Here is a 17,743-nt window from a genome sequence, read left to right on the forward strand (position 1 = left end):
GTCCCCTCACCGGAGGTTCCACCCGGGGTAGCCTGACGCTGACTTTCGCCGCCCAGCACTGGAGTGCCCTCGTGCGCATCGCTGTCTCAGGTTCGATCGCCAACGACCATCTGATGACCTTTCCCGGCCGGTTCGCCGACCAGCTGGTGGGCGACCAACTGCACACGGTCTCCCTCTCCTTCCTGGTGGACGGCCTGGAGGTGCGACGCGGCGGGGTCGCCGCCAACATCTGTTACGGCATGGGCCAGTTGGGCGCCCGACCGATCCTCGTCGGCGCGGCGGGCCAGGACTTCGACGAGTACCGCGCCTGGCTGGAGCGGCACGGCGTGGACTGCGAGTCCGTGCGGATCTCCGAGATGCTGCACACCGCCCGCTTTGTCTGCACGACCGATGCCGACCACAACCAGATCGGTTCCTTCTACACCGGGGCCATGAGCGAGGCACGGCTGATCGAACTCCAGATGGTCGCCGAACGGGTCGGCGGTCTCGACCTCGCGCACATCGGCGCCGACGACCCCGAGGCGATGCTCCGGCACACCGAGGAGTGCCGCACCAGGAACATCCCGTTCGCCGCCGACTTCTCCCAGCAGCTGGCCCGGATGGAGGGCGACGAGATCCGGCTGCTGACCGAGGGCGCGACCTATCTCTTCAGCAACGAGTACGAGAAGGCCCTCATCGAGAGCAAGACCGGCTGGAGCGACGAGGAGGTGCTCACCAAGGTCGACACCCGCGTCACCACCCTGGGCGCGCGGGGCGTGCGCGTGGAGCGCGCCGGTCAGCCCGCCATCGAGGTCGGCTGCCCCGAGGAGAACGCCAAGGCCGACCCCACCGGCGTCGGCGACGCCTTCCGCGCCGGCTTCCTCTCCGGCCTCAGCTGGGGCACCTCGCTGGAGCGCGCCGCCCAACTCGGCTGCATGGTCGCCACGTTGGTCATCGAGACCGTCGGCACCCAGGAGTACACCCTCAACCGGGGCTCCTTCATCGACCGCTTCACCAAGGCCTACGGGATCGACGCGGCCGAGGAGATCCGCCCCTTCATCCGCTGAGCCGGCGAGCCGCCGGACCCGTGCGGCTCAGGCCAGCCGCCGCACCCGGTAGGCCGAGCCGCCGGGCCCACCCTCCGACTCCCGCGCCGTCTCGCCCAGATACTCCTGGCCGCGCATCTCGCACCAGGCCGGGATGTCCAGCCGGGCGGCGACGTCGTCGGCCAGCACCGCGATCGTCCCGCCCACCGGGACCCGCCCGATCGCGCGGGCCAACTCGATCACCGGGATCGGGCAGCGCTTACCCAACGAGTCGATCACCAGCTCCCCGGTCTCCCCGGCCGCCGGTCCCCCCGGCGTCCGGGCCGCGTCCGGGCCGGCGACCGGCGCAGCGAGCTGGGCCCGCACCCCGGCGACCGCCCCGGGCAGCACGTCGAGAAAGCGGTCCACCTCGTCCGGCGCGGTGCCCGGCGGCAGCGACACCCGCACGTTCCCCTCCGACAACACCCCCATCGCCCGCAGCACATGGCTGGGCGTCAGGGTGCTGGATGTGCACGAGGAGCCGGAGGAGACCGAGAACCCCGCCCGGTCCAGGGCGTGCAGCAGGGCCTCGCCGTCGACATGGAGACAGGAGAACGTCACCAGGTGCGGCAGTCGGCGCACCGGATCGCCCACCACCTCCACGTCGGGCACCAGTTCGGGAACCCGGGCACGCACCCGTTCCACCAGCGCCGACAGCCGGGCCGCCTCGGCCTCCGCCTCCGCCCTGACCGCGCGCAGCGAGGCGGCGGCGGCCACCACGGCGGGGATGTTCTCGAAGCCCGGCACCCGGCCCGACTCCCGCTCGTCCACCGGGGCCACCGGCGCGAACCGCGTCCCCTTCCGCACCGCCAACAGGCCGACCCCGGACGGACCGCCCCACTTGTGCGCGCTGCCCGCCAACAGCGACCAGTCGCCCCCGACCCGCCCCCACGCCAGCGACTGCGCCGCGTCCACCAGCAGCGGCACGCCCGCCGCCCGGCACTCCGCCGCGATCTCGGCCACCGGCTGCGCCGTGCCCACCTCGTGGTTGGCGGACTGCGCACAGACCAGCGCCGTCGGCCCAGGGGCCGCGCCCAGCGCCTCGGCCACCGCCTCCGGGCTCACCCGCCCCAGCCGGTCCACCGGGATCTCCGCCGAGGTGCCGCCCGCCGCCCGGTGCGCCTCGGCCGCGTGCAGCACCGCCGAGTGCTCCACGGCCGAGACCAGCAGGTGCCGCCCGACCCTGGCCCGACCCGCCAACGCCCCGGCGATCCCCCGGTGCAGCGCCGCCGTCCCCGACGAGGTGAAGACCAACTCGTCCGGGCGGCACCCGACCGCATCCGCCGCCGTCTCCCTGGCCGCGTCCAGCAACAGCCGCGCCCGCCGACCCTCCCGGTGCGGCCTGGCCGGATCGGCCCAGCCGTCAGCGACGGCGGCCACCAGGGCCTGTTGGGCGACCGGGTGAAGAGGCAGCGCCGACGCCGCGTCGAAGTAAGCCACGAGCGCCACGCTAACAAGCCCGGAACGGCCGCCCAGCACGCCCTTCGTGGCCCCTCGCGGCGCGTTGGGCACCCTCCCCGCGTGGCGCCCGGGGACGTCCAGTAGGGTTTGGTCCGCATAAACATCCAAACCCTGCCCGTGCCAGGGCCGGCCCCGCTCCGTGCGATGGCAGCCCGGACATGGGCGAGACTCTCGGGAAGGCGCTACGTGAGTCCCAACGGCTCCGACCGCTCGTCGCGGCGCCCGATGCGGCGGGTTCTGCCGCAGGCGCTGATCGCGGGCCTGGTCCTGGCAACCGCGACAGGTTGCACATCCGAGGACTTCCCCCGACTCGGTATGCCCACCCCGGTCACGGAGGAGGCGCCCCGCATCCTGGCCCTGTGGCAGGGTTCCTGGGCCGCCGCACTGGCAACCGGGGTGCTGGTCTGGGGCCTGATCCTGTGGAGTGTCTTCTTCCACCGGCGGTCGCGGACCAAGGTCGAGGTTCCCCCGCAGAACCGCTACAACGTGCCCATCGAGGCGCTCTACACGCTCGTGCCGCTGCTCATCGTCTCGGTGCTCTTCTACTTCACCGCGCGGGACCAGACCGAGCTGCTGGAGACCTCCGACGAGCCGGACCACGTGATCAACGTGGTGGGCTTCCAGTGGAGTTGGGCGTTCAACTACCTGGAGCCCATGGGCATCTCGGACGAGTACGCCAGTGAGGCCGAGGAGTTGGCGTCCATCCCCGACCGGATGATGGAGCGGGTTCCGGAGGACGCGGACGGTGTCTACGAGATCGGCACCCCCGCCGACCGTGACCCGGAGACCGGCAACCCGGGCCCGACGCTGGTCCTCCCCGAGGGTGAGACCGTGCAGTTCATCATCACGTCCAGGGACGTGGTGCACTCCTTCTGGGTGGTTCCGTTCCTGATGAAGCAGGACGCGATCCCCGGGCACGTCAACACCTTCGAGGTGACCCCGGACCGTCAGGGCACCTTCCTGGGCAAGTGCGCCGAGATGTGCGGCGTCGACCACTCGCGGATGCTCTTCAACGTCCGGGTGGTGTCGCCCGAGGAGTACGACGCCTACCTCCAGGAACTGGCAGAGAGGGGCCAGACCGGCTTCGCGCCGGCCGGCATCGAGCAGACCGAGGCGGCCGTGAACGCCGAGACCAACGAGGGCCGATCGTGACTTCCGTCGAGGAATCCCCCAGCGCGCTCAGCAAAGCGTCAGACCAGGCCGCGGGCCCACCGCGGCGTCAGCCGCAGCGCGGTGCCATGGTCGTGAAGTGGCTCACCACCACCGACCACAAGACCATCGGCACGATGTACCTGCTGACGTCCTTCGTCTTCTTCATCGCCGCCGGCGTGATGGCCCTCATCATGCGGGCCGAGCTGGCCAGGCCGGGCACGCAGGTCGTCTCCAACGAGCAGTTCAACCAGCTGTTCACCATGCACGGCACGGTGATGCTGCTGCTCTTCGCGACCCCGCTCTTCGCCGGCTTCGCCAACTGGATCATGCCGCTCCAGATCGGCGCGCCCGACGTGGCGTTCCCCCGGCTGAACATGCTGGCCTACTGGCTCTACCTGTTCGGCGGCCTGATCGCGGTCGGCGGCTTCTTCACGCCCAACGGCGCCGCCAGCTTCGGCTGGTTCGCCTACTCGCCGCTCTCCGACGCCATCCGTTCCCCCGGAGTCGGCGCCGACATGTGGGTGATGGGCCTGGCGCTCTCCGGCTTCGGCACCATCCTGGGCGCGGTCAACTTCATCACCACCATCATCTGTATGCGCGCCCCGGGCATGACCATGTTCCGGATGCCGATCTTCACCTGGAACGTGCTGCTCACCGGCGTGCTGGTGCTGCTGGCGTTCCCGGTGCTGGCGGCGGCGCTCTTCGGACTGGCGGCCGACCGGCTCTTCGACGCGCACATCTTCGACGCGGCCAACGGCGGCGCCATCCTCTGGCAGCACCTCTTCTGGTTCTTCGGCCATCCCGAGGTGTACATCATCGCGCTGCCGTTCTTCGGCATCGTCTCGGAGATCATCCCGGTCTTCAGCCGCAAGCCGATCTTCGGCTACATCGGCCTGGTGGCCGCGACGATCACCATCGCCGGCCTCTCGGTGACGGTCTGGGCGCACCACATGTATGTCACCGGAGCGGTGCTGCTGCCGTTCTTCTCCTTCATGACGTTCCTGATCGCGGTGCCGACGGGCGTGAAGTTCTTCAACTGGATCGGCACCATGTGGAAGGGCTCGCTCAGCTTCGAGACCCCGATGCTGTGGTCGGTCGGCTTCCTCGTCACCTTCCTCTTCGGCGGGCTGACGGGCGTCATCCTGGCCTCGCCGCCGCTGGACTTCCACGTCTCGGACAGCTACTTCGTGGTGGCCCACTTCCACTACGTGGTCTTCGGCACCGTCGTCTTCGCGATGTTCGCCGGCTTCCACTTCTGGTGGCCCAAGTGGACCGGGAAGATGCTCGACGAGCGGCTCGGCAAGATCACCTTCTGGACGCTCTTCGTCGGCTTCCACGGCACCTTCCTGGTGCAGCACTGGCTGGGCGCCGAGGGGATGCCCCGGCGGTACGCCGACTACCTGGCGGCCGACGGGTTCACCACGCTCAACACCATCTCCACCATCAGCTCGTTCCTGCTGGGCATGTCGATGCTGCCGTTCTTCTACAACGTCTGGAAGACGTGGAAGTACGGCGAGTACGTCAACACCGACGACCCCTGGGGCTACGGGCGTTCGCTGGAGTGGGCGACCTCCTCGCCGCCGCCGAGGCACAACTTCGTCACCCTGCCCAAGATCCGCTCCGAGTCGCCGGCGTTCGACCTGCACCACCCCGAGGTCGCCGCGCTCGACCAGCTGGAGAACGAGGCCCGGCACGAGGCCGAGGCCCTCACCGGCAAGGAGGCCGGCGCATGAGGATTCAGGGACACCTCTTCACCTGGCTCGCCGTCTTCCTGCTGGCCGTGGCCGCCGTCTACGGCCTCTGGTCCCAGGAGCCGGTGGGCACCACGGCGCTGTTCCTGTCGTTCGCCCTCTCCCTGATGATCGGGTTCTACCTGCTCTTCACGGCCCGCCGGGTGGACGTCGGAGCCCAGGACAACAAGGACGCGGACGTCGCCGACGACGCGGGCGAGGTGGGCTTCTTCAGCCCGCACAGCTGGGCGCCGCTGCTGCTGGCCGCCGGTGCCGCGCTGGCCTTCCTCGGGCCCGTCTTCGGCTGGTGGTTCCTCATCTTCACCATCCCGGTGATGTTCATCGGGCTGTGGCTGTGGGTCTTCGAGTACTACCGGGGCGAGAACCAGACGCAGTGACCCTCGTCCGTACGGTCGGATCGGGCCCCCGGAGCGCGCGCTCCGGGGGCCCACCCGTTTGCCGGCGACCGCCGGGCTGTTTCGGGGCATTCTCCGTATTTTGTGGCTATGACCTACTCGAAGATCCTCCCCACGCGGACCACCCTCCGGTGCACGCTGATACTCGCCCCGCTGTTGGCCGGCCTCACCGCGTGCGGTGGTGACGCGAGGTCACTGAGCGACCAGCCCTACGACGCCCTCGAACACCTTTCCTTCGGCGGCGCCACCGAGGGCGCCGAGGTCAACCCCGACGCCCCGCTGAAGATCTCCGCCCGCGCCGCCGGGGCCCGCATCACCGACGTCGAGGCCACCGACGCCGCCGGCCGCCGCCTCGACGGCGAACTCTCCGCCGACGGCCGCTCCTGGCGCAGCAGCGCCCTGCTGACCGCCGGCGCCAAGTACACCGTTCGGGTGAGCACGGAGAACGGCGACGGCGAGCCGGGCCGGGGCGAGCACAGCTTCCGCACCGGCTCCTCGGAGGCGGACCGCGTCGACGTCACGTTCGGCCCGGAGCCGGGCACCTACGGCGTCGGCCAGCCCATCACCGCCGAGTTGAGCGAGGAGGTGAGCGGAGCGCGCGAACGGGCCCTGGTGGAGGCCGCGTTGCGGGTCTCCAGCGAGCCCGAGGTGAAGGGCGCCTGGCACTGGGTCGACGACAAGGAGCTGCACTACCGGCCGCGCGACTACTGGCCGGCCGACACGAGGATCTCCGTCACCTCCCAGCTGGAGGGCCTCGCCATAGCCGACGGACTGCGCGGCGGCGGCGCCGAGCCGGTGGAACTGCGCACCGGGGAACGGGTGGAGGCGGTGGCCGACATCCAGGCCCACACCATGACCGTCTACCAGGACGGCGAGGCGGTGCGCACGGTGCCCATCACCACCGGCAAGGAGGGCTTCCGCACCCGCAACGGCAAGAAGGTGGTGCTCGGCCGGGAGCCCAACGTCCGGATGACCGGCACCAGCATCGGCATCCCCGCCGGCAGCGCCGAGTCCTACGACCTGGACGTCCAGTGGGCCACCCGGCTGACCTGGAGCGGCGAGTACGTCCACGGCGCGCCCTGGTCGGCCGCCTCGCACGGCTCGGCCAACGTCAGCCACGGCTGCACGGGCATGAGCACGGAGAACGCCCAGTGGTTCTTCGACCTGATCAAGCCGGGCGACATCGTGGAGCACGTCAACGGCGAGGGCGAGGACATGGCCCCGTTCGGCAACGGCTTCGGCGACTGGAACCTCTCCTGGGAGGAGTGGCTGGAGGGCAGCGCCCTCCACCAGCAGCAGGGCGACGACCACGCCCAGCCGGCGGCGGGCCGGCTGCGTCCGAGTGTCTGAACGCTCGCGCGGCGCCCGCCGCCCGCCTCAGGCGGCGGCCGAGGACAGCCGCTGGCGCAGCAGCCCCGTCAGGGCCTCGGTCAGCTCGGCCGGGTCGACCGGGTGCGGCACGGCGGCCTCGGCGCGGCTCCAGGTGGCCAGCCAGGCGTCCTGCGCCCGCCCGATCAGCAGCAGCACCGGCGGGCACTCGAAGATCTCGTCCTTGATCTGCCGGCAGACGCCCATCCCGCCCGCCGGAACCGCCTCCCCGTCCAACACACAGACGTCGACGCCGCCGTTCTCCAGCGCGGACAGCACGGCCGGCAGGGTCGCGCACTCCAGATACTCGATGGCGGGCAGGTCACTGGCCGGGCGCGTGCCGGCCGCGAGCCGCACCTGCTCCCGGGTGTTGACGTCGTCGCTGTAGACCAGCACCGTGGCGCTGCGCTGCATCGTTCCTCCGCCCGCTGGGGGTTGTCCGTTGCGCGGTGATGCTACTCCGTCGGGTCGGGCCACAGGCAGGGGGCGCGGGTCGGACGCCCGTGCGGGCCACCGGCGAGGGTCGTTGACACACCGAACCCCACCCCCGAGACAAGCCCCGGAAAAGCGACCGACATAATGACGGGCGTGGCGACAGCAACAGCAGTAGACACCGGGCACGCGATCCCGTCGGTCAACCGGCCGAACGTCACCTCCGTGGGGACGGTCATCTGGCTGAGTTCCGAGCTGATGTTCTTCGCGGCCCTCTTCGCGATGTACTTCACCCTTCGTTCGGTGATGGGCCCCGAGTACTGGCAGGAGAACGCGGACACGCTCAACCTGCCCTTCTCGCTGACCAACACGACGATCCTGGTGCTCTCCTCGGTGACGTGCCAGCTCGGCGTGTTCGCGGCCGAGCGGGGTGATGTGAAGAGGCTGCGCGGCTGGTTCGTGGTCACCTTCGCGATGGGCGCGATCTTCATCGGCGGTCAGGTCACCGAGTACGTCGAGCTGGTGGCGCACGAGGGCATCTCCCTCGCCTCCGGCCCCTACGGCTCGGCCTTCTACCTGACGACCGGCTTCCACGGCCTCCACGTGCTGGGCGGGCTGTTCGCCTTCCTGTTCGTCCTCGCCAGGACCTACGCCGCCCGCCGCTTCACCCACGAACAGGCCACCACGGCCATCGTCGTGTCGTACTACTGGCACTTCGTGGACGTCGTGTGGATCGGCCTCTTCGCCACCATCTACCTCATCAAGTAGCTCACGCCGCACCGGACCTTTGTCCCAAGCACCGACGCAGAAGATCCTGACACCGGGGTAATCCGTGAAAAAGCTCTCCGCACGACGGCGCCATCCACTGGCGGTGTTTGTCGTCCTCCTCATCGCGCTGGCGGCCACCGGGGGGCTGTACGCCGCCTTCGCGCCCGCCGACGAGGCGCAGGCCGACACCACGGCCCAGTCCCTCGCCATCGAGGAGGGCGAGGCGCTCTACCGGGTCGGCTGCTCCAGCTGCCACGGCAGGTCAGGTGAGGGCGGCAGCGACGGCCCCAGCCTGGTGGGCGTGGGGCCGGCGGCCGTGCATTTCCAGGTCGGCACCGGCCGGATGCCCCTCCAGAACCCCGGCGCCCAGGCGCCGGAGAAGCCCCGGGCGTACACCCAGGCCGAGATCGACCAACTCGCCGCGTACATCGGCTCGCTGGGCCCGGGTCCGGCCGTTCCCGAGGAGTCCGCCTACGACCCGGCCAACGGCGACGCCGCGCGAGGCGGCGAACTGTTCCGCACCAACTGCTCCCAGTGCCACAACTTCACCGGCCAGGGCGGCGCCCTGACGAACGGGAAGTACGCGCCCGGGCTGGACAACGTGGAGCCGATCTACATCTACGAGGCGATGCTGACGGGCCCGCAGAACATGCCCTCCTTCCCCGACACGGTGCTGCCGGAGCAGGAGAAGCGGGACATCATCGCGTGGCTCAACGAGGTCAACACCTCGGAGTCGGCCAACCCCGGTGGCTTCACGCTCGGCGGCTTCGGCCCGGTGAGCGAGGGCCTGTTCGCCTGGACCTTCGGCATCGGCGCGCTGGTCGCGCTGACCGTGTGGATCGGGGCCAGGAGCGCTAAGGCCAGGAAGTCATGAGCGATCGCCACCACCACAACCCCGCATCCCAAGAAACGGAACCGCGAAAAGACGTGTCCGACGATCACCTCCCCGGTGAGCGGCGCTCGGGTGAACTGGCCGTGTTGGACGACCCGTTCGCCGACCCGGGGCTGCCCCCGCACGAACATCGGCGGCAGGACATCGACGAGCGTGCCGCCAAGCGCTCCGAGCGCACGGTGGCCCTCCTGTTCACCGTCTCCATGCTGGCGACCATCGGCTTCATCGTCGCCTATCTCGCCATCCCGATCGACGAGATCGTCTACATCTTCCCGATCGGCCACATCAGCGCGCTGAACTTCGCGCTGGGCACGACCCTGGGCCTCGCCCTCTTCTGCATCGGCGCCGGCGCCATCCACTGGGCCCGCACCCTGATGTCCGACGAGGAGCGCGTCGAGGAACGGCACGCGGTGGCGGCGACCCCCGAGGTCAAGTCCCATGTGCTGGAGGAGTTCCGCAAGGGCGCCGAGGAGTCGCAGATCGGCCGGCGCAAGCTGGTGCGGAACACGATGATCGGCGCGCTGGCCCTGGTGCCGCTCTCCGGCCTGGTGCTGCTCCGCGACCTCGGCCCGCTGCCCGGCGACAAGCTGCGGAAGACGGCCTGGCGCGAGGGCTCGTTGATCGTCAACGAGAACACCGGCCAGCCGCTGCGGCCCGAGGACATCACGGTCGGCTCGCTGACCCAGGCGATGCCCAGCGACCTCGACCACCACGACGAGGACTTCCACGCGCAGATCGCCAAGGCGGCCGTGATGTTGGTCCGGCTGGAGCCGGAGGACATCAAGGACCCGCGCTCGGCGGCGTGGGGGCACGAGGGCATCCTCTGCTTCTCCAAGATCTGCACCCACGTCGGCTGCCCGGCGACGCTCTACGAGCAGCAGACCCACCACGCGCTGTGCCCCTGTCACCAGTCCACCTTCGACCTGTCGGACGGCGCGCGGGTGCTCTTCGGCCCGGCGGGGCACCCCCTGCCGCAGCTGCGGATCACGGTGAACGACGAAGGCTTCCTCACGGCGCTCGGCGACTTCGAGGAGCCCCCCGGCCCGAGCTTCTGGGAGCGCGGATGAGTACGGCAACGGAACCCCGGAAGAGCACCGCCAAGGGCAAGGCCCCGGCGGGCGAGAAGGTCGCCGACTGGGCCGACGGCCGGCTGGGCATCTACAGCCTGGCCAAGGCCAACATGCGGAAGATCTTCCCCGACCACTGGTCGTTCCTGCTCGGCGAGATCTGCCTGTTCAGCTTCATCATCGTCATCCTGACCGGCGTCTACCTGACGCTGTTCTTCGTGCCCAGCATGGGCGAGGTGGAGTACACCGGCTCGTTCGGGCCGATGCAGGGCGTGATGATGTCCGAGGCGTACGCCTCGACGCTGGACATCAGCTTCGACGTGCGCGGCGGCCTGCTGGTCCGCCAGATCCACCACTGGTCGGCGCTGCTGTTCGTGGTCGGCATCTTCATGCACATGATGCGGGTGTTCTTCACCGGCGCCTTCCGCAAGCCGCGCGAGGTCAACTGGATCTTCGGCTTCCTGCTGCTGGTGCTGGCGCTCTTCACCGGTCTGACGGGCTACTCGCTCCCGGACGACCTGCTCTCCGGCACCGGCATCCGGTTCATGGAGGGCGCGATCCTGGCGGTGCCGGTGCTCGGCACCTACCTCCAGATGTCCATCTTCGGCGGCGAGTTCCCGGGGCACGACATCATCCCCAGGTTCTTCGTGGTGCATGTGCTGCTGCTGCCGGGCATCATGGTGGGCTTGGTGGTGGCGCACCTGATCCTGATCGTCTACCACAAGCACACCCACTACGCGGGCCCGGGCCGGACCAACAACAACGTGGTCGGGATGCCGTTCATGCCGGTGTACATGGCGAAGGCGGGCGGCTTCTTCTTCCTGATCTTCGGCGTGATCACCCTGATCGCGGCGACGGTGACGATCAACCCGGTCTGGGTGCTCGGCCCCTATCGACCGGACCAGATCTCCACCAACGCGCAACCCGACTGGTATCTCGGCTTCTCCGAGGGTCTGGTCCGGATGATGCCCGGCCTCGAATGGGTGATCCCCGGCGGATACACGCTCAACTTCGGGCTGTTGGTGCCGCTGGCGATCTTCCCGTCGCTGCTGGTGGCCATCGCGGTCTACCCGTTCTTCGAGGCCTGGGTCACCAAGGACCCGCGCGAGCACCACATCGCTGAGCGGCCACGGAACAACCCGACCAGGACCGCGTTCGGCATGGCCTGGCTGACCGCCTTCGCGGTCGCGATGCTGGCGGGCGGCAACGACGTGTGGGCGGTGAACTTCCACCTCTCCATCAACGCCATCACCTGGTTCTGCCGGATCGCGTTCTTCGTCCTGCCGGTGCTCGTCTTCTTCGCCACCCGGCGGATCTGTCTGGGACTCCAGCGCAGGGACGCGGAGAAGGTGCTGCACGGGCGGGAGTCCGGGATCATCAAGCGGCTGCCGCACGGCGAGTTCATCGAGGTGCACGAGCCGCTGTCGCAGGACCGCCTCTACACGCTCACCGCGCACGAGCAGCACCAGCCGTTCGAACTGGGCCCCGACACCGACGAGAACGGCGTGCGGCGTCCGGTCAGTCCGCTGGAGCGGGTGCGGGCGCGGATCAGCAAGGGGTACTTCGGCGAGCAGGCGCAGATCCCCAAGCCGACCCGCGAGGAGTACCGGGCCATCGCCGAGAGCCACGACGAGCACCACTGACCTCGGGCCGGCGACAGGCCGGGGCAACGGGCCGTGGCCCCACCCGCGCGGAGCACGCGACGGGCGGGGCCACGGCCCGTTCGCGCGCCGCCGGCTGGCGGGAACGGCCGTCCGGAGACCGAACACCGCGCCCCCTCCCGCGCCGGCCGCCGCTAGGCTTCGGTGCCACGCGGCCGTCCCGGGCCCCGTCCGGGGTTCCGGGCGGCGTCCCCCGCCCGGGGGCGTTGCGGCCGGCCGCGCGCACGAGTCCGTACCGCTGACCCGCCAGGAGTGATTCCCATGAGCGTTGTGACCCCCGCCGGAGGCGACACCGGGGCGGCGCGCGACTGGCCGGAGGTGCTGAGCACCCTGCTGGCCGGCCGGGACCTGTCCGGCGATGACACCGCCTGGGCCATGGAACGGATCATGTCGGGCGAGGCCAGCGACGTGCGGATCGCGGGGTTCGCGGTGGCGCTGCGCGCCAAGGGCGAGACCGTCGAGGAGGTCGCGGGGCTCGTCGAGACGATGTACCGGCACGCCAACGTGATCGAGGTGCCGGGCCCGGCCGTGGACATCGTCGGCACCGGCGGCGACCGGGCGCGGACCGTCAACATCTCCACCATGTCCGCGATCGTGGTGGCCGGCACCGGGGTGCGGGTCGTCAAGCACGGCAACCGGGCCGCCTCCAGCGCCAGCGGCGCCACCGACGTGCTGGAGCAGCTCGGCGTCAATTTGGACCTGACCCCGCAGCGGGTGGCCGAGGTCGCGGTGGAGGCCGGGATCACCTACTGTCCGGCCGTCCTCTTCCACCCGGCGCTGCGCCACGCGGGCGCGGCGCGCAAGGAGTTGGGCGTCGCGACGTTCTTCAACTTCCTCGGCCCGCTGACCAATCCGGCCCGGGTGCGGGCGCAGGCGACCGGCGTCGCCGACGCCAGGATGGCGCCGATCCTCGCCGGGGTGCTGGCCGAACGGGGCAGCTCGGCGCTGGTGTTCCGGGGCGACGACGGGCTGGACGAGCTGACCGTCACCGGCACATCGACGGTGTGGGTGGTGCGGAACGGGAAGGTCGCCGAGGAGTCCTTCGACCCGCGTTCGGTCGGCGTCGAGCTGGCCCCCGTCGAGTCGCTGCGCGGGGGCGACGCGGCCGCCAACGCGGCGGTGGCGCGGCGGCTGTTGGACGGCGAGCACGGCCCGGTGCGGAACGCGGTGCTGCTCAACGCGGCGGCCGGGCTCGCCGCCATCGAGCCGGACGACGCGCCGCTGCCGCAGCGGATCGCGGCCGGCATGGCGCGCGCCGCCGAGTCCATCGACTCGGGCGCGGCGCGGGCGGCGTTGGAGCGCTGGATCGCCACCACCCGTCGCTGAGCGTGGCGTTGCCCCGGGCCGCCGCGCGGCGGCCCGGGGCGGTGCTCGGGCGCCGGTGCCCCGGCTTCAGGAGTCCAGGCCGATGGCGAACGCGGCCTCAAGGTCGTGCTGCGAGTAGGTGCGGAAGGCGATGTGCGTCTCGGTGGACTCCACGCCGGGGATCTTGCTCAGCCGCGCCGGGATGACCTCGGCGAGCTGGTCGTGCTCGCGCACCCGGACCAGGGCGATCAGGTCGTGCGGCCCGGTCACCGAGTACACCTCGCTCACCCCGTCCAGGGCCGCGATCCGCTCCGCGACCTCCGGGACGCGGTCCACGCTGGTCTTGATGAGCACGATCGAAGTGATCACGGCTGCGCCTCATTTCCGGAATCGGTGGTCGCCTACGCAGGCCACACCATAGCCTCCGGGCAGCGGGCCGGGCCGGTCGCGGGCCGGTCGCGTGCGGCCCGACATCGGCGGCCCCGCCGGCCTGGGCCAGCAGACGTGACGCGTACCAGGCCGTAGGGTGAAGCCGAGTGTGACGGAGATACGCAGTGACGGGGAGTGTCGGCCGGCCGGCCGCCGCTCGGACCGACGGATGGTGTGCAGCTGTGGAACCGACGGACGGCGAGGAGGCGACGGGACGGGCCGAGCCTGAGGCGACGGAGCCGGCCGAGGCCCTGGACCGCCCGCTGCCCGAACGGGTCAGAGGCCGCGTGATCCAGCTGGCCGGCGAGGCGTTCGACGGGCTGACGCTGGCCGAGTTGCCGAGCACGTTGCGGCAGTATGCCCGGTTCACCCCACCCCGTCGGGTGAAGTTCGGCGGCTCAGCGATGGCCGCCGCGCTGGAGTCCGACACCTTCTTCCGGCACCGGGTGGGCTCCGTGCTGCGCGCCGCCTCGCCCGAGCTGGCCGAGGCGGTCGAACGCGGCACCCCGCCCCCGGCGGCCGACCCCGTCGAGGTGGCGGCCGCCGCGTTCCTGCTGCGCCCGCCGGGCTGGCCCAAGCTGGTCGCAGCGGCCGGCGAGGAGGCGCAGCGCGCCCAGGAGGAGCGCGCCGGCCAGGAGCGGGAACGCGAACTGCGGGAGCTGCGCGAGGAGTTGGCGCGGCTGCGGGAGTCGTCGCGGGACGAGCAGGAGCGGCTTCGCGCGGAGTTGGACACCACCCGCAAGGAGAGCGACGCGCAGCACCGCAAGCTGCGCAGCGCGCTCGCCGACGTGCGGCGTGGCGAGGCGGCGGTGCGCAAGCTGCGCGCCGAGCTGGACGAGGCACGGGCGGCGGCGGACGCCGCCAGGGCGGCGGGGGAGAGCGAGGCGCGGCGGCTGCGCGGCCGGCTGGAGCGGGCCGAGGCGGCCCTGGAGGCCAGCCGCCGCTCGGTCCGCGAGGACCGGGGCATCGAGGACACCCGGCTGCGGCTGCTCCTGGACACGGTGTTGGACGCGGCCCAGGGTCTGCGCCGGGAGCTGGCCCTGCCGCCGGCGCGGCAGGGCCAGCTCCCGGCGCAGACGGTGGCGGCGGTGCGGCCCGGCGAGCCGGGCCCCGCGGACATCGCGCGGCGCGCGCTGGACGGGGACGACCCGGCGGTGCTCGACCAGCTGTTGGCCCTGCCGCAGGCCCATCTGGTGGTCGACGGCTACAACGTGACCAAGACCGGCTATCCGACGATGCCGTTGGAGCGGCAGCGGGCCCGACTGATGCGCGGGCTCGCGGTGTTGGCCGCGCAGACCGGCGCCGAGATGACCTGCGTCTTCGACGGCGCCGAGCTGGCGGCGCCGGTGCTGCTGACGCCGCCGCGCGGGGTGCGGGTGCTGTTCAGCTCGCCGGGCGAGACGGCCGACGAGCTGATCCGCCAGCTGGTGCGGGCCGAGCCGGCCGGCCGGCCGGTGGTGGTGGTCTCCAGCGACCGCGAGGTGGCCGACGGCATCGCGCGGTCGGGCGCCTGGCCGGTGGCCTCCCGGCTGCTGCTCAACCGCCTGGCCCGCACCTGAGGTTGGCCGCCGGGCCGAACGGGGTGGTTGCGGCGGCGCCCGACCGGGTACCCCAGGAACCGGAGAGCGACGGGGAGTTGACCGTTCCGACGGCGGGGGGCGTCGCGTGGCGCCGGGCGTTTCGTGGCGCTGCGGGGCGGAAGTGTCGTTGCGCCGGTTCGTCCCCTTGGTGGGCGTTGCCGCTCCTTTGTGGGCCACGGAATGTGGGGGACCGACAGCGGTCGGTGTGAGGTAAGTAAAATATGGCCGGCAGGATTTGAACCGGACAAAGACACCTCGCTAGGGTCACCTCGAACCTTCGCGCGGTAGATCACCCAGCCCGGGTGACCGTGGAGGTACCGCCTAGTCCGCGGCAGTCTCGCGGAGCCGGGGTGAAACCAGCCCACCCGGCAGGCGGCTGAGGAAGAAGGAGCTCGCCCCAGTGGCGTCCCACCGTCGTCCCAAGCAGCCAAGCCGTGCTCGACTGACCATCCTCGGCGCGGCCGCCTCCGCCGCCGCCACCGTCGGCGTCACCGCCACCTCCGCCTCGGCCGACCCCGGCCAGAGCATCGACGACGTCCGCGAGGAGGTCGACGAGCTGCACCACGAGGCCGAGGAGATCACCGAGGAGTACAACGGGGCCCAGGAGCGCGAGCAGGAGCTTCAGGACGAGATCGCCGAGCTTCAGGACTCCACCGCGCGGGGCCAGGAACGCCTCAACGAGCTGCGCAACAGCATGGGTTCGATGGCGACGGCGCAGTACCGCAACGGCGGGCTCGACCCCTCCATGCAGCTTTTCCTCTCGTCTGACCCCGACGACTTCCTGGACCAGGCCTCCGCCCTGGACCAGCTCTCCTCCAAGCAGGCCGAGGCGCTGCGGCTCATCCAGGAGCAGCAGCGCACCCTCGACCAGCAGCGCGAGGAGGCCGGCGAGCGGCTGGCCGAGCTGGAGGAGGTGCGCGCCACCCTCGGCGAGCAGAAGGAGACCATCCAGGGCAAGTTGAGCGAGGCCCAGGCCCTGCTCAACCAGCTCACCGAGGAGGAGCGGCAGCAGATCGCGGCGGCCGAGGCCGCCGAGGCCGAGGAGGCCGCCCGCGCCAGCCGCTCCGACGACCGCGACTACTCCGACGGTTCGTCCTCCTCCTACGCCCAGACCGCCGTCAACGCCGCGACCTCCAAGCTGGGCTCGCCCTACGTCTGGGCCGCCTCGGGCCCCAACTCCTTCGACTGCTCGGGCCTCACCTCCTGGGCCTACAGCCAGGCCGGCGTCTCCCTGCCGCGCGTCTCCCAGGATCAGGCCAACGCCGGCACCCGGGTCAGCCGCAGCGAACTCGCCCCCGGCGACCTGGTGTTCTTCTATCCCGGGCTGACCCATGTGGGCATCTACGTGGGCAACGGCCAGATGGTCCACGCGCCCAGACCCGGCGGCGTCGTCGAGTACGCCAGCCTCGACATCATGCCCTTCCAGTTCGGCACCAGGGTGGCCTGACCGGCCACCGGCCGCGCCGCCCTCGCCGCCGGCTCCGGGCCCGAACTCCGGGGCCCCGTAGGCCCACTGAACGGGCGCCGCGCCAACTGGACCAACCAGGTGATTCGCTGGGCGAACCGTTTTCCCCCGCGCCCCGCGTGACCTGCGAACCCGACACCCACGGCCGGGCCGCGCGGTGTTGTCCTGCCATGACTTCGGTCGCCACGCGGCTACATTCTGCTGCGCTCGGGTCCCCACCGAAGGAGCGCGGCTCGCAGTGATCGTTCATGATGCTTTCCCGTCGCGGCGCGGCGGTCTGGTGTTGCGGCTGTCCGCCTGGTCGGCGGCGGCGACGGCCGTCGCGGTGATCTCCGCCGTTCCCGTCTGTGCCGATCCCGCCGGCCGGGGCGACGAGACCGCCGAGGCCACCCGGCAGGTCGACCGGCTCTTCGCCGAGGCCGACCGCGCCGTGGACGCCTACAACGGCTCCGTGGAACGGGTCGCCACGCTGGAGGCCGAACTCGCCCGCCGGCGCGAGCAGGTGGACCGCACGGAGCGCGAGGTCGACGAGAAGCGCGGCACCCTCGGCGCGGCCGCCGCCGCGCACTACCGCGCCGGCGGCCTGTCGCCCTCGCTGTCCCTGTTGCTCTCCGACAGCCCCGACGCCTACCTGGACCGGGCGGCCACCTACGAGCGGATGAGCGACCGCCGCGGCGGCGAGCTGCGCGAACTGCTCGCCGCCCAGCGCGACCTGACCCAGCGCCGCGACGAGGCCGACGCCCGGCTCGACGAACTGACCGAGGAGCGCGCCGAGTTGGCCCGCCGCAAGGAGGCCGCCGAGAAGCGGCTGGCCGAGGCGCGGGAACGGCTCGACGAACTCACCGAACGGGAGCGGCGCGAGGAGCGCCGGGCCGCGCGCGACGCGGAGCGCGCCGACCGCGCCGAACCGGCCGGGCCCGCCGCCTCCGGGGCCCGGGCCCAGGCCGCCCCCG

The 17,743-nt window shown here is 71.4% G+C and carries 16 protein-coding genes; 13 read left to right on the forward strand and 3 right to left on the reverse strand.

Annotated elements, in window-relative coordinates; all coding sequences use genetic code 11:
* The first annotated feature begins 71 nt into the window (after positions 1 to 71).
* Positions 72 to 1,046 carry a carbohydrate kinase family protein gene (locus tag EBN88_RS11750; RefSeq protein ID WP_122183782.1) on the forward strand — a complete coding sequence of 325 codons (975 nt, stop codon included), beginning with the start codon at positions 72 to 74 and terminating at the stop codon, positions 1,044 to 1,046.
* 27 nt (positions 1,047 to 1,073) lie between these two features.
* Here EBN88_RS11750 and EBN88_RS11755 read toward each other — a convergent pair whose 3' ends face one another.
* Positions 1,074 to 2,504: a cysteine desulfurase/sulfurtransferase TusA family protein gene (locus EBN88_RS11755; RefSeq protein ID WP_122183798.1), complete on the reverse strand. Its 1,431-nt coding sequence runs from the start codon at positions 2,502 to 2,504 to the stop codon at positions 1,074 to 1,076.
* A gap of 207 nt (positions 2,505 to 2,711) precedes the next feature.
* Here EBN88_RS11755 and ctaC point away from each other — a divergent pair, with 207 nt between their 5' ends.
* From ctaC to EBN88_RS11775, 4 genes are all read left to right on the forward strand, one after another.
* On the forward strand, positions 2,712 to 3,677 hold the full coding sequence (gene ctaC, locus EBN88_RS11760; RefSeq protein ID WP_122183783.1) for an aa3-type cytochrome oxidase subunit II: 966 nt from the start codon (positions 2,712 to 2,714) through the stop codon (positions 3,675 to 3,677).
* An 86-nt stretch (positions 3,678 to 3,763) separates the two neighbouring features.
* Entirely contained in the window at positions 3,764 to 5,410 is a 1,647-nt protein-coding gene (gene ctaD / locus EBN88_RS11765; protein WP_233580608.1) for an aa3-type cytochrome oxidase subunit I, read from the forward strand.
* The gene (locus EBN88_RS11770; RefSeq protein ID WP_122183785.1) at positions 5,407 to 5,805 is read left to right on the forward strand and encodes a cytochrome c oxidase subunit 4; all 399 of its coding nucleotides are present in this window, start codon (positions 5,407 to 5,409) and stop codon (positions 5,803 to 5,805) included. The genes ctaD and EBN88_RS11770 overlap by 4 nt, the downstream gene beginning before the upstream one ends.
* A 108-nt stretch (positions 5,806 to 5,913) precedes the next feature.
* Positions 5,914 to 7,173, forward strand: coding sequence for a L,D-transpeptidase (locus tag EBN88_RS11775; protein ID WP_122183786.1), 1,260 nt, complete (start codon positions 5,914 to 5,916; stop codon positions 7,171 to 7,173).
* A gap of 27 nt (positions 7,174 to 7,200) precedes the next feature.
* Here the strand turns inward: EBN88_RS11775 and EBN88_RS11780 are convergent, their stop codons facing one another.
* On the reverse strand, positions 7,201 to 7,605 hold the full coding sequence (locus tag EBN88_RS11780; RefSeq protein WP_122183787.1) for a DNA-binding transcriptional response regulator: 405 nt from the start codon (positions 7,603 to 7,605) through the stop codon (positions 7,201 to 7,203).
* 165 nt (positions 7,606 to 7,770) lie between these two features.
* On the opposite strand from EBN88_RS11780, the gene ctaE reads away from it, so the two are divergent.
* The 5 genes from ctaE (at position 7,771) to trpD (ending at position 13,337) form a co-directional block, all read left to right on the forward strand.
* Complete coding sequence (gene ctaE, locus EBN88_RS11785) at positions 7,771 to 8,391, forward strand: aa3-type cytochrome oxidase subunit III (protein ID WP_122183788.1); 621 nt, start codon at positions 7,771 to 7,773, stop codon at positions 8,389 to 8,391.
* A 64-nt stretch (positions 8,392 to 8,455) separates the two neighbouring features.
* Entirely contained in the window at positions 8,456 to 9,265 is an 810-nt protein-coding gene (gene qcrC, locus EBN88_RS11790; RefSeq protein WP_122183789.1) for a cytochrome bc1 complex diheme cytochrome c subunit, read from the forward strand.
* Positions 9,262 to 10,350, forward strand: a complete 1,089-nt coding sequence (gene qcrA, locus EBN88_RS11795) for a cytochrome bc1 complex Rieske iron-sulfur subunit (protein ID WP_122183790.1) — start codon at positions 9,262 to 9,264, stop codon at positions 10,348 to 10,350. The genes qcrC and qcrA overlap by 4 nt, the downstream gene beginning before the upstream one ends.
* Positions 10,347 to 11,993 carry a cytochrome bc1 complex cytochrome b subunit gene (gene qcrB / locus EBN88_RS11800; RefSeq protein WP_122183791.1) on the forward strand — a complete coding sequence of 549 codons (1,647 nt, stop codon included), beginning with the start codon at positions 10,347 to 10,349 and terminating at the stop codon, positions 11,991 to 11,993. The genes qcrA and qcrB overlap by 4 nt, the downstream gene beginning before the upstream one ends.
* A gap of 279 nt (positions 11,994 to 12,272) precedes the next feature.
* Positions 12,273 to 13,337: an anthranilate phosphoribosyltransferase gene (gene trpD / locus EBN88_RS11805; protein ID WP_122183792.1), complete on the forward strand. Its 1,065-nt coding sequence runs from the start codon at positions 12,273 to 12,275 to the stop codon at positions 13,335 to 13,337.
* Between the two features lie 66 nt (positions 13,338 to 13,403).
* Here trpD and EBN88_RS11810 read toward each other — a convergent pair whose 3' ends face one another.
* Positions 13,404 to 13,685, reverse strand: coding sequence for an Lrp/AsnC family transcriptional regulator (locus tag EBN88_RS11810; protein ID WP_122183793.1), 282 nt, complete (start codon positions 13,683 to 13,685; stop codon positions 13,404 to 13,406).
* Between the two features lie 242 nt (positions 13,686 to 13,927).
* On the opposite strand from EBN88_RS11810, the gene EBN88_RS11815 reads away from it, so the two are divergent.
* From EBN88_RS11815 to EBN88_RS11825, 3 genes are all read left to right on the forward strand, one after another.
* Positions 13,928 to 15,304: an NYN domain-containing protein gene (locus EBN88_RS11815; protein WP_122183794.1), complete on the forward strand. Its 1,377-nt coding sequence runs from the start codon at positions 13,928 to 13,930 to the stop codon at positions 15,302 to 15,304.
* Positions 15,305 to 15,725: 421 nt separating this feature from the next.
* Positions 15,726 to 16,772, forward strand: a complete 1,047-nt coding sequence (locus tag EBN88_RS11820; protein ID WP_122183795.1) for a C40 family peptidase — start codon at positions 15,726 to 15,728, stop codon at positions 16,770 to 16,772.
* 256 nt (positions 16,773 to 17,028) lie between these two features.
* On the forward strand, positions 17,029 to 17,743 hold a 715-nt coding region (locus EBN88_RS11825; RefSeq protein WP_407703401.1), incomplete at its 3' end, for a coiled-coil domain-containing protein.

The sequence above is a fragment of the Streptomyces triticirhizae genome (assembly GCF_003696235.1).
Classification (GTDB): Bacteria; Actinomycetota; Actinomycetes; order Streptomycetales; family Streptomycetaceae; genus Streptomyces; species Streptomyces triticirhizae.

Coding starts and splice junctions, on each gene's coding strand:
- EBN88_RS11770 (WP_122183785.1), top strand. CDS start 5,407: ATGAGGATTCAGGGACACCTCTTCACCTGGCTCGCCGTCTTCCTGCTG.
- ctaE (WP_122183788.1), top strand. CDS start 7,771: ATGACGGGCGTGGCGACAGCAACAGCAGTAGACACCGGGCACGCGATC.
- EBN88_RS11780 (WP_122183787.1), bottom strand. CDS start 7,605: ATGCAGCGCAGCGCCACGGTGCTGGTCTACAGCGACGACGTCAACACC.
- trpD (WP_122183792.1), top strand. CDS start 12,273: ATGAGCGTTGTGACCCCCGCCGGAGGCGACACCGGGGCGGCGCGCGAC.
- EBN88_RS11775 (WP_122183786.1), top strand. CDS start 5,914: ATGACCTACTCGAAGATCCTCCCCACGCGGACCACCCTCCGGTGCACG.
- ctaD (WP_233580608.1), top strand. CDS start 3,764: ATGGTCGTGAAGTGGCTCACCACCACCGACCACAAGACCATCGGCACG.
- qcrB (WP_122183791.1), top strand. CDS start 10,347: ATGAGTACGGCAACGGAACCCCGGAAGAGCACCGCCAAGGGCAAGGCC.
- qcrA (WP_122183790.1), top strand. CDS start 9,262: ATGAGCGATCGCCACCACCACAACCCCGCATCCCAAGAAACGGAACCG.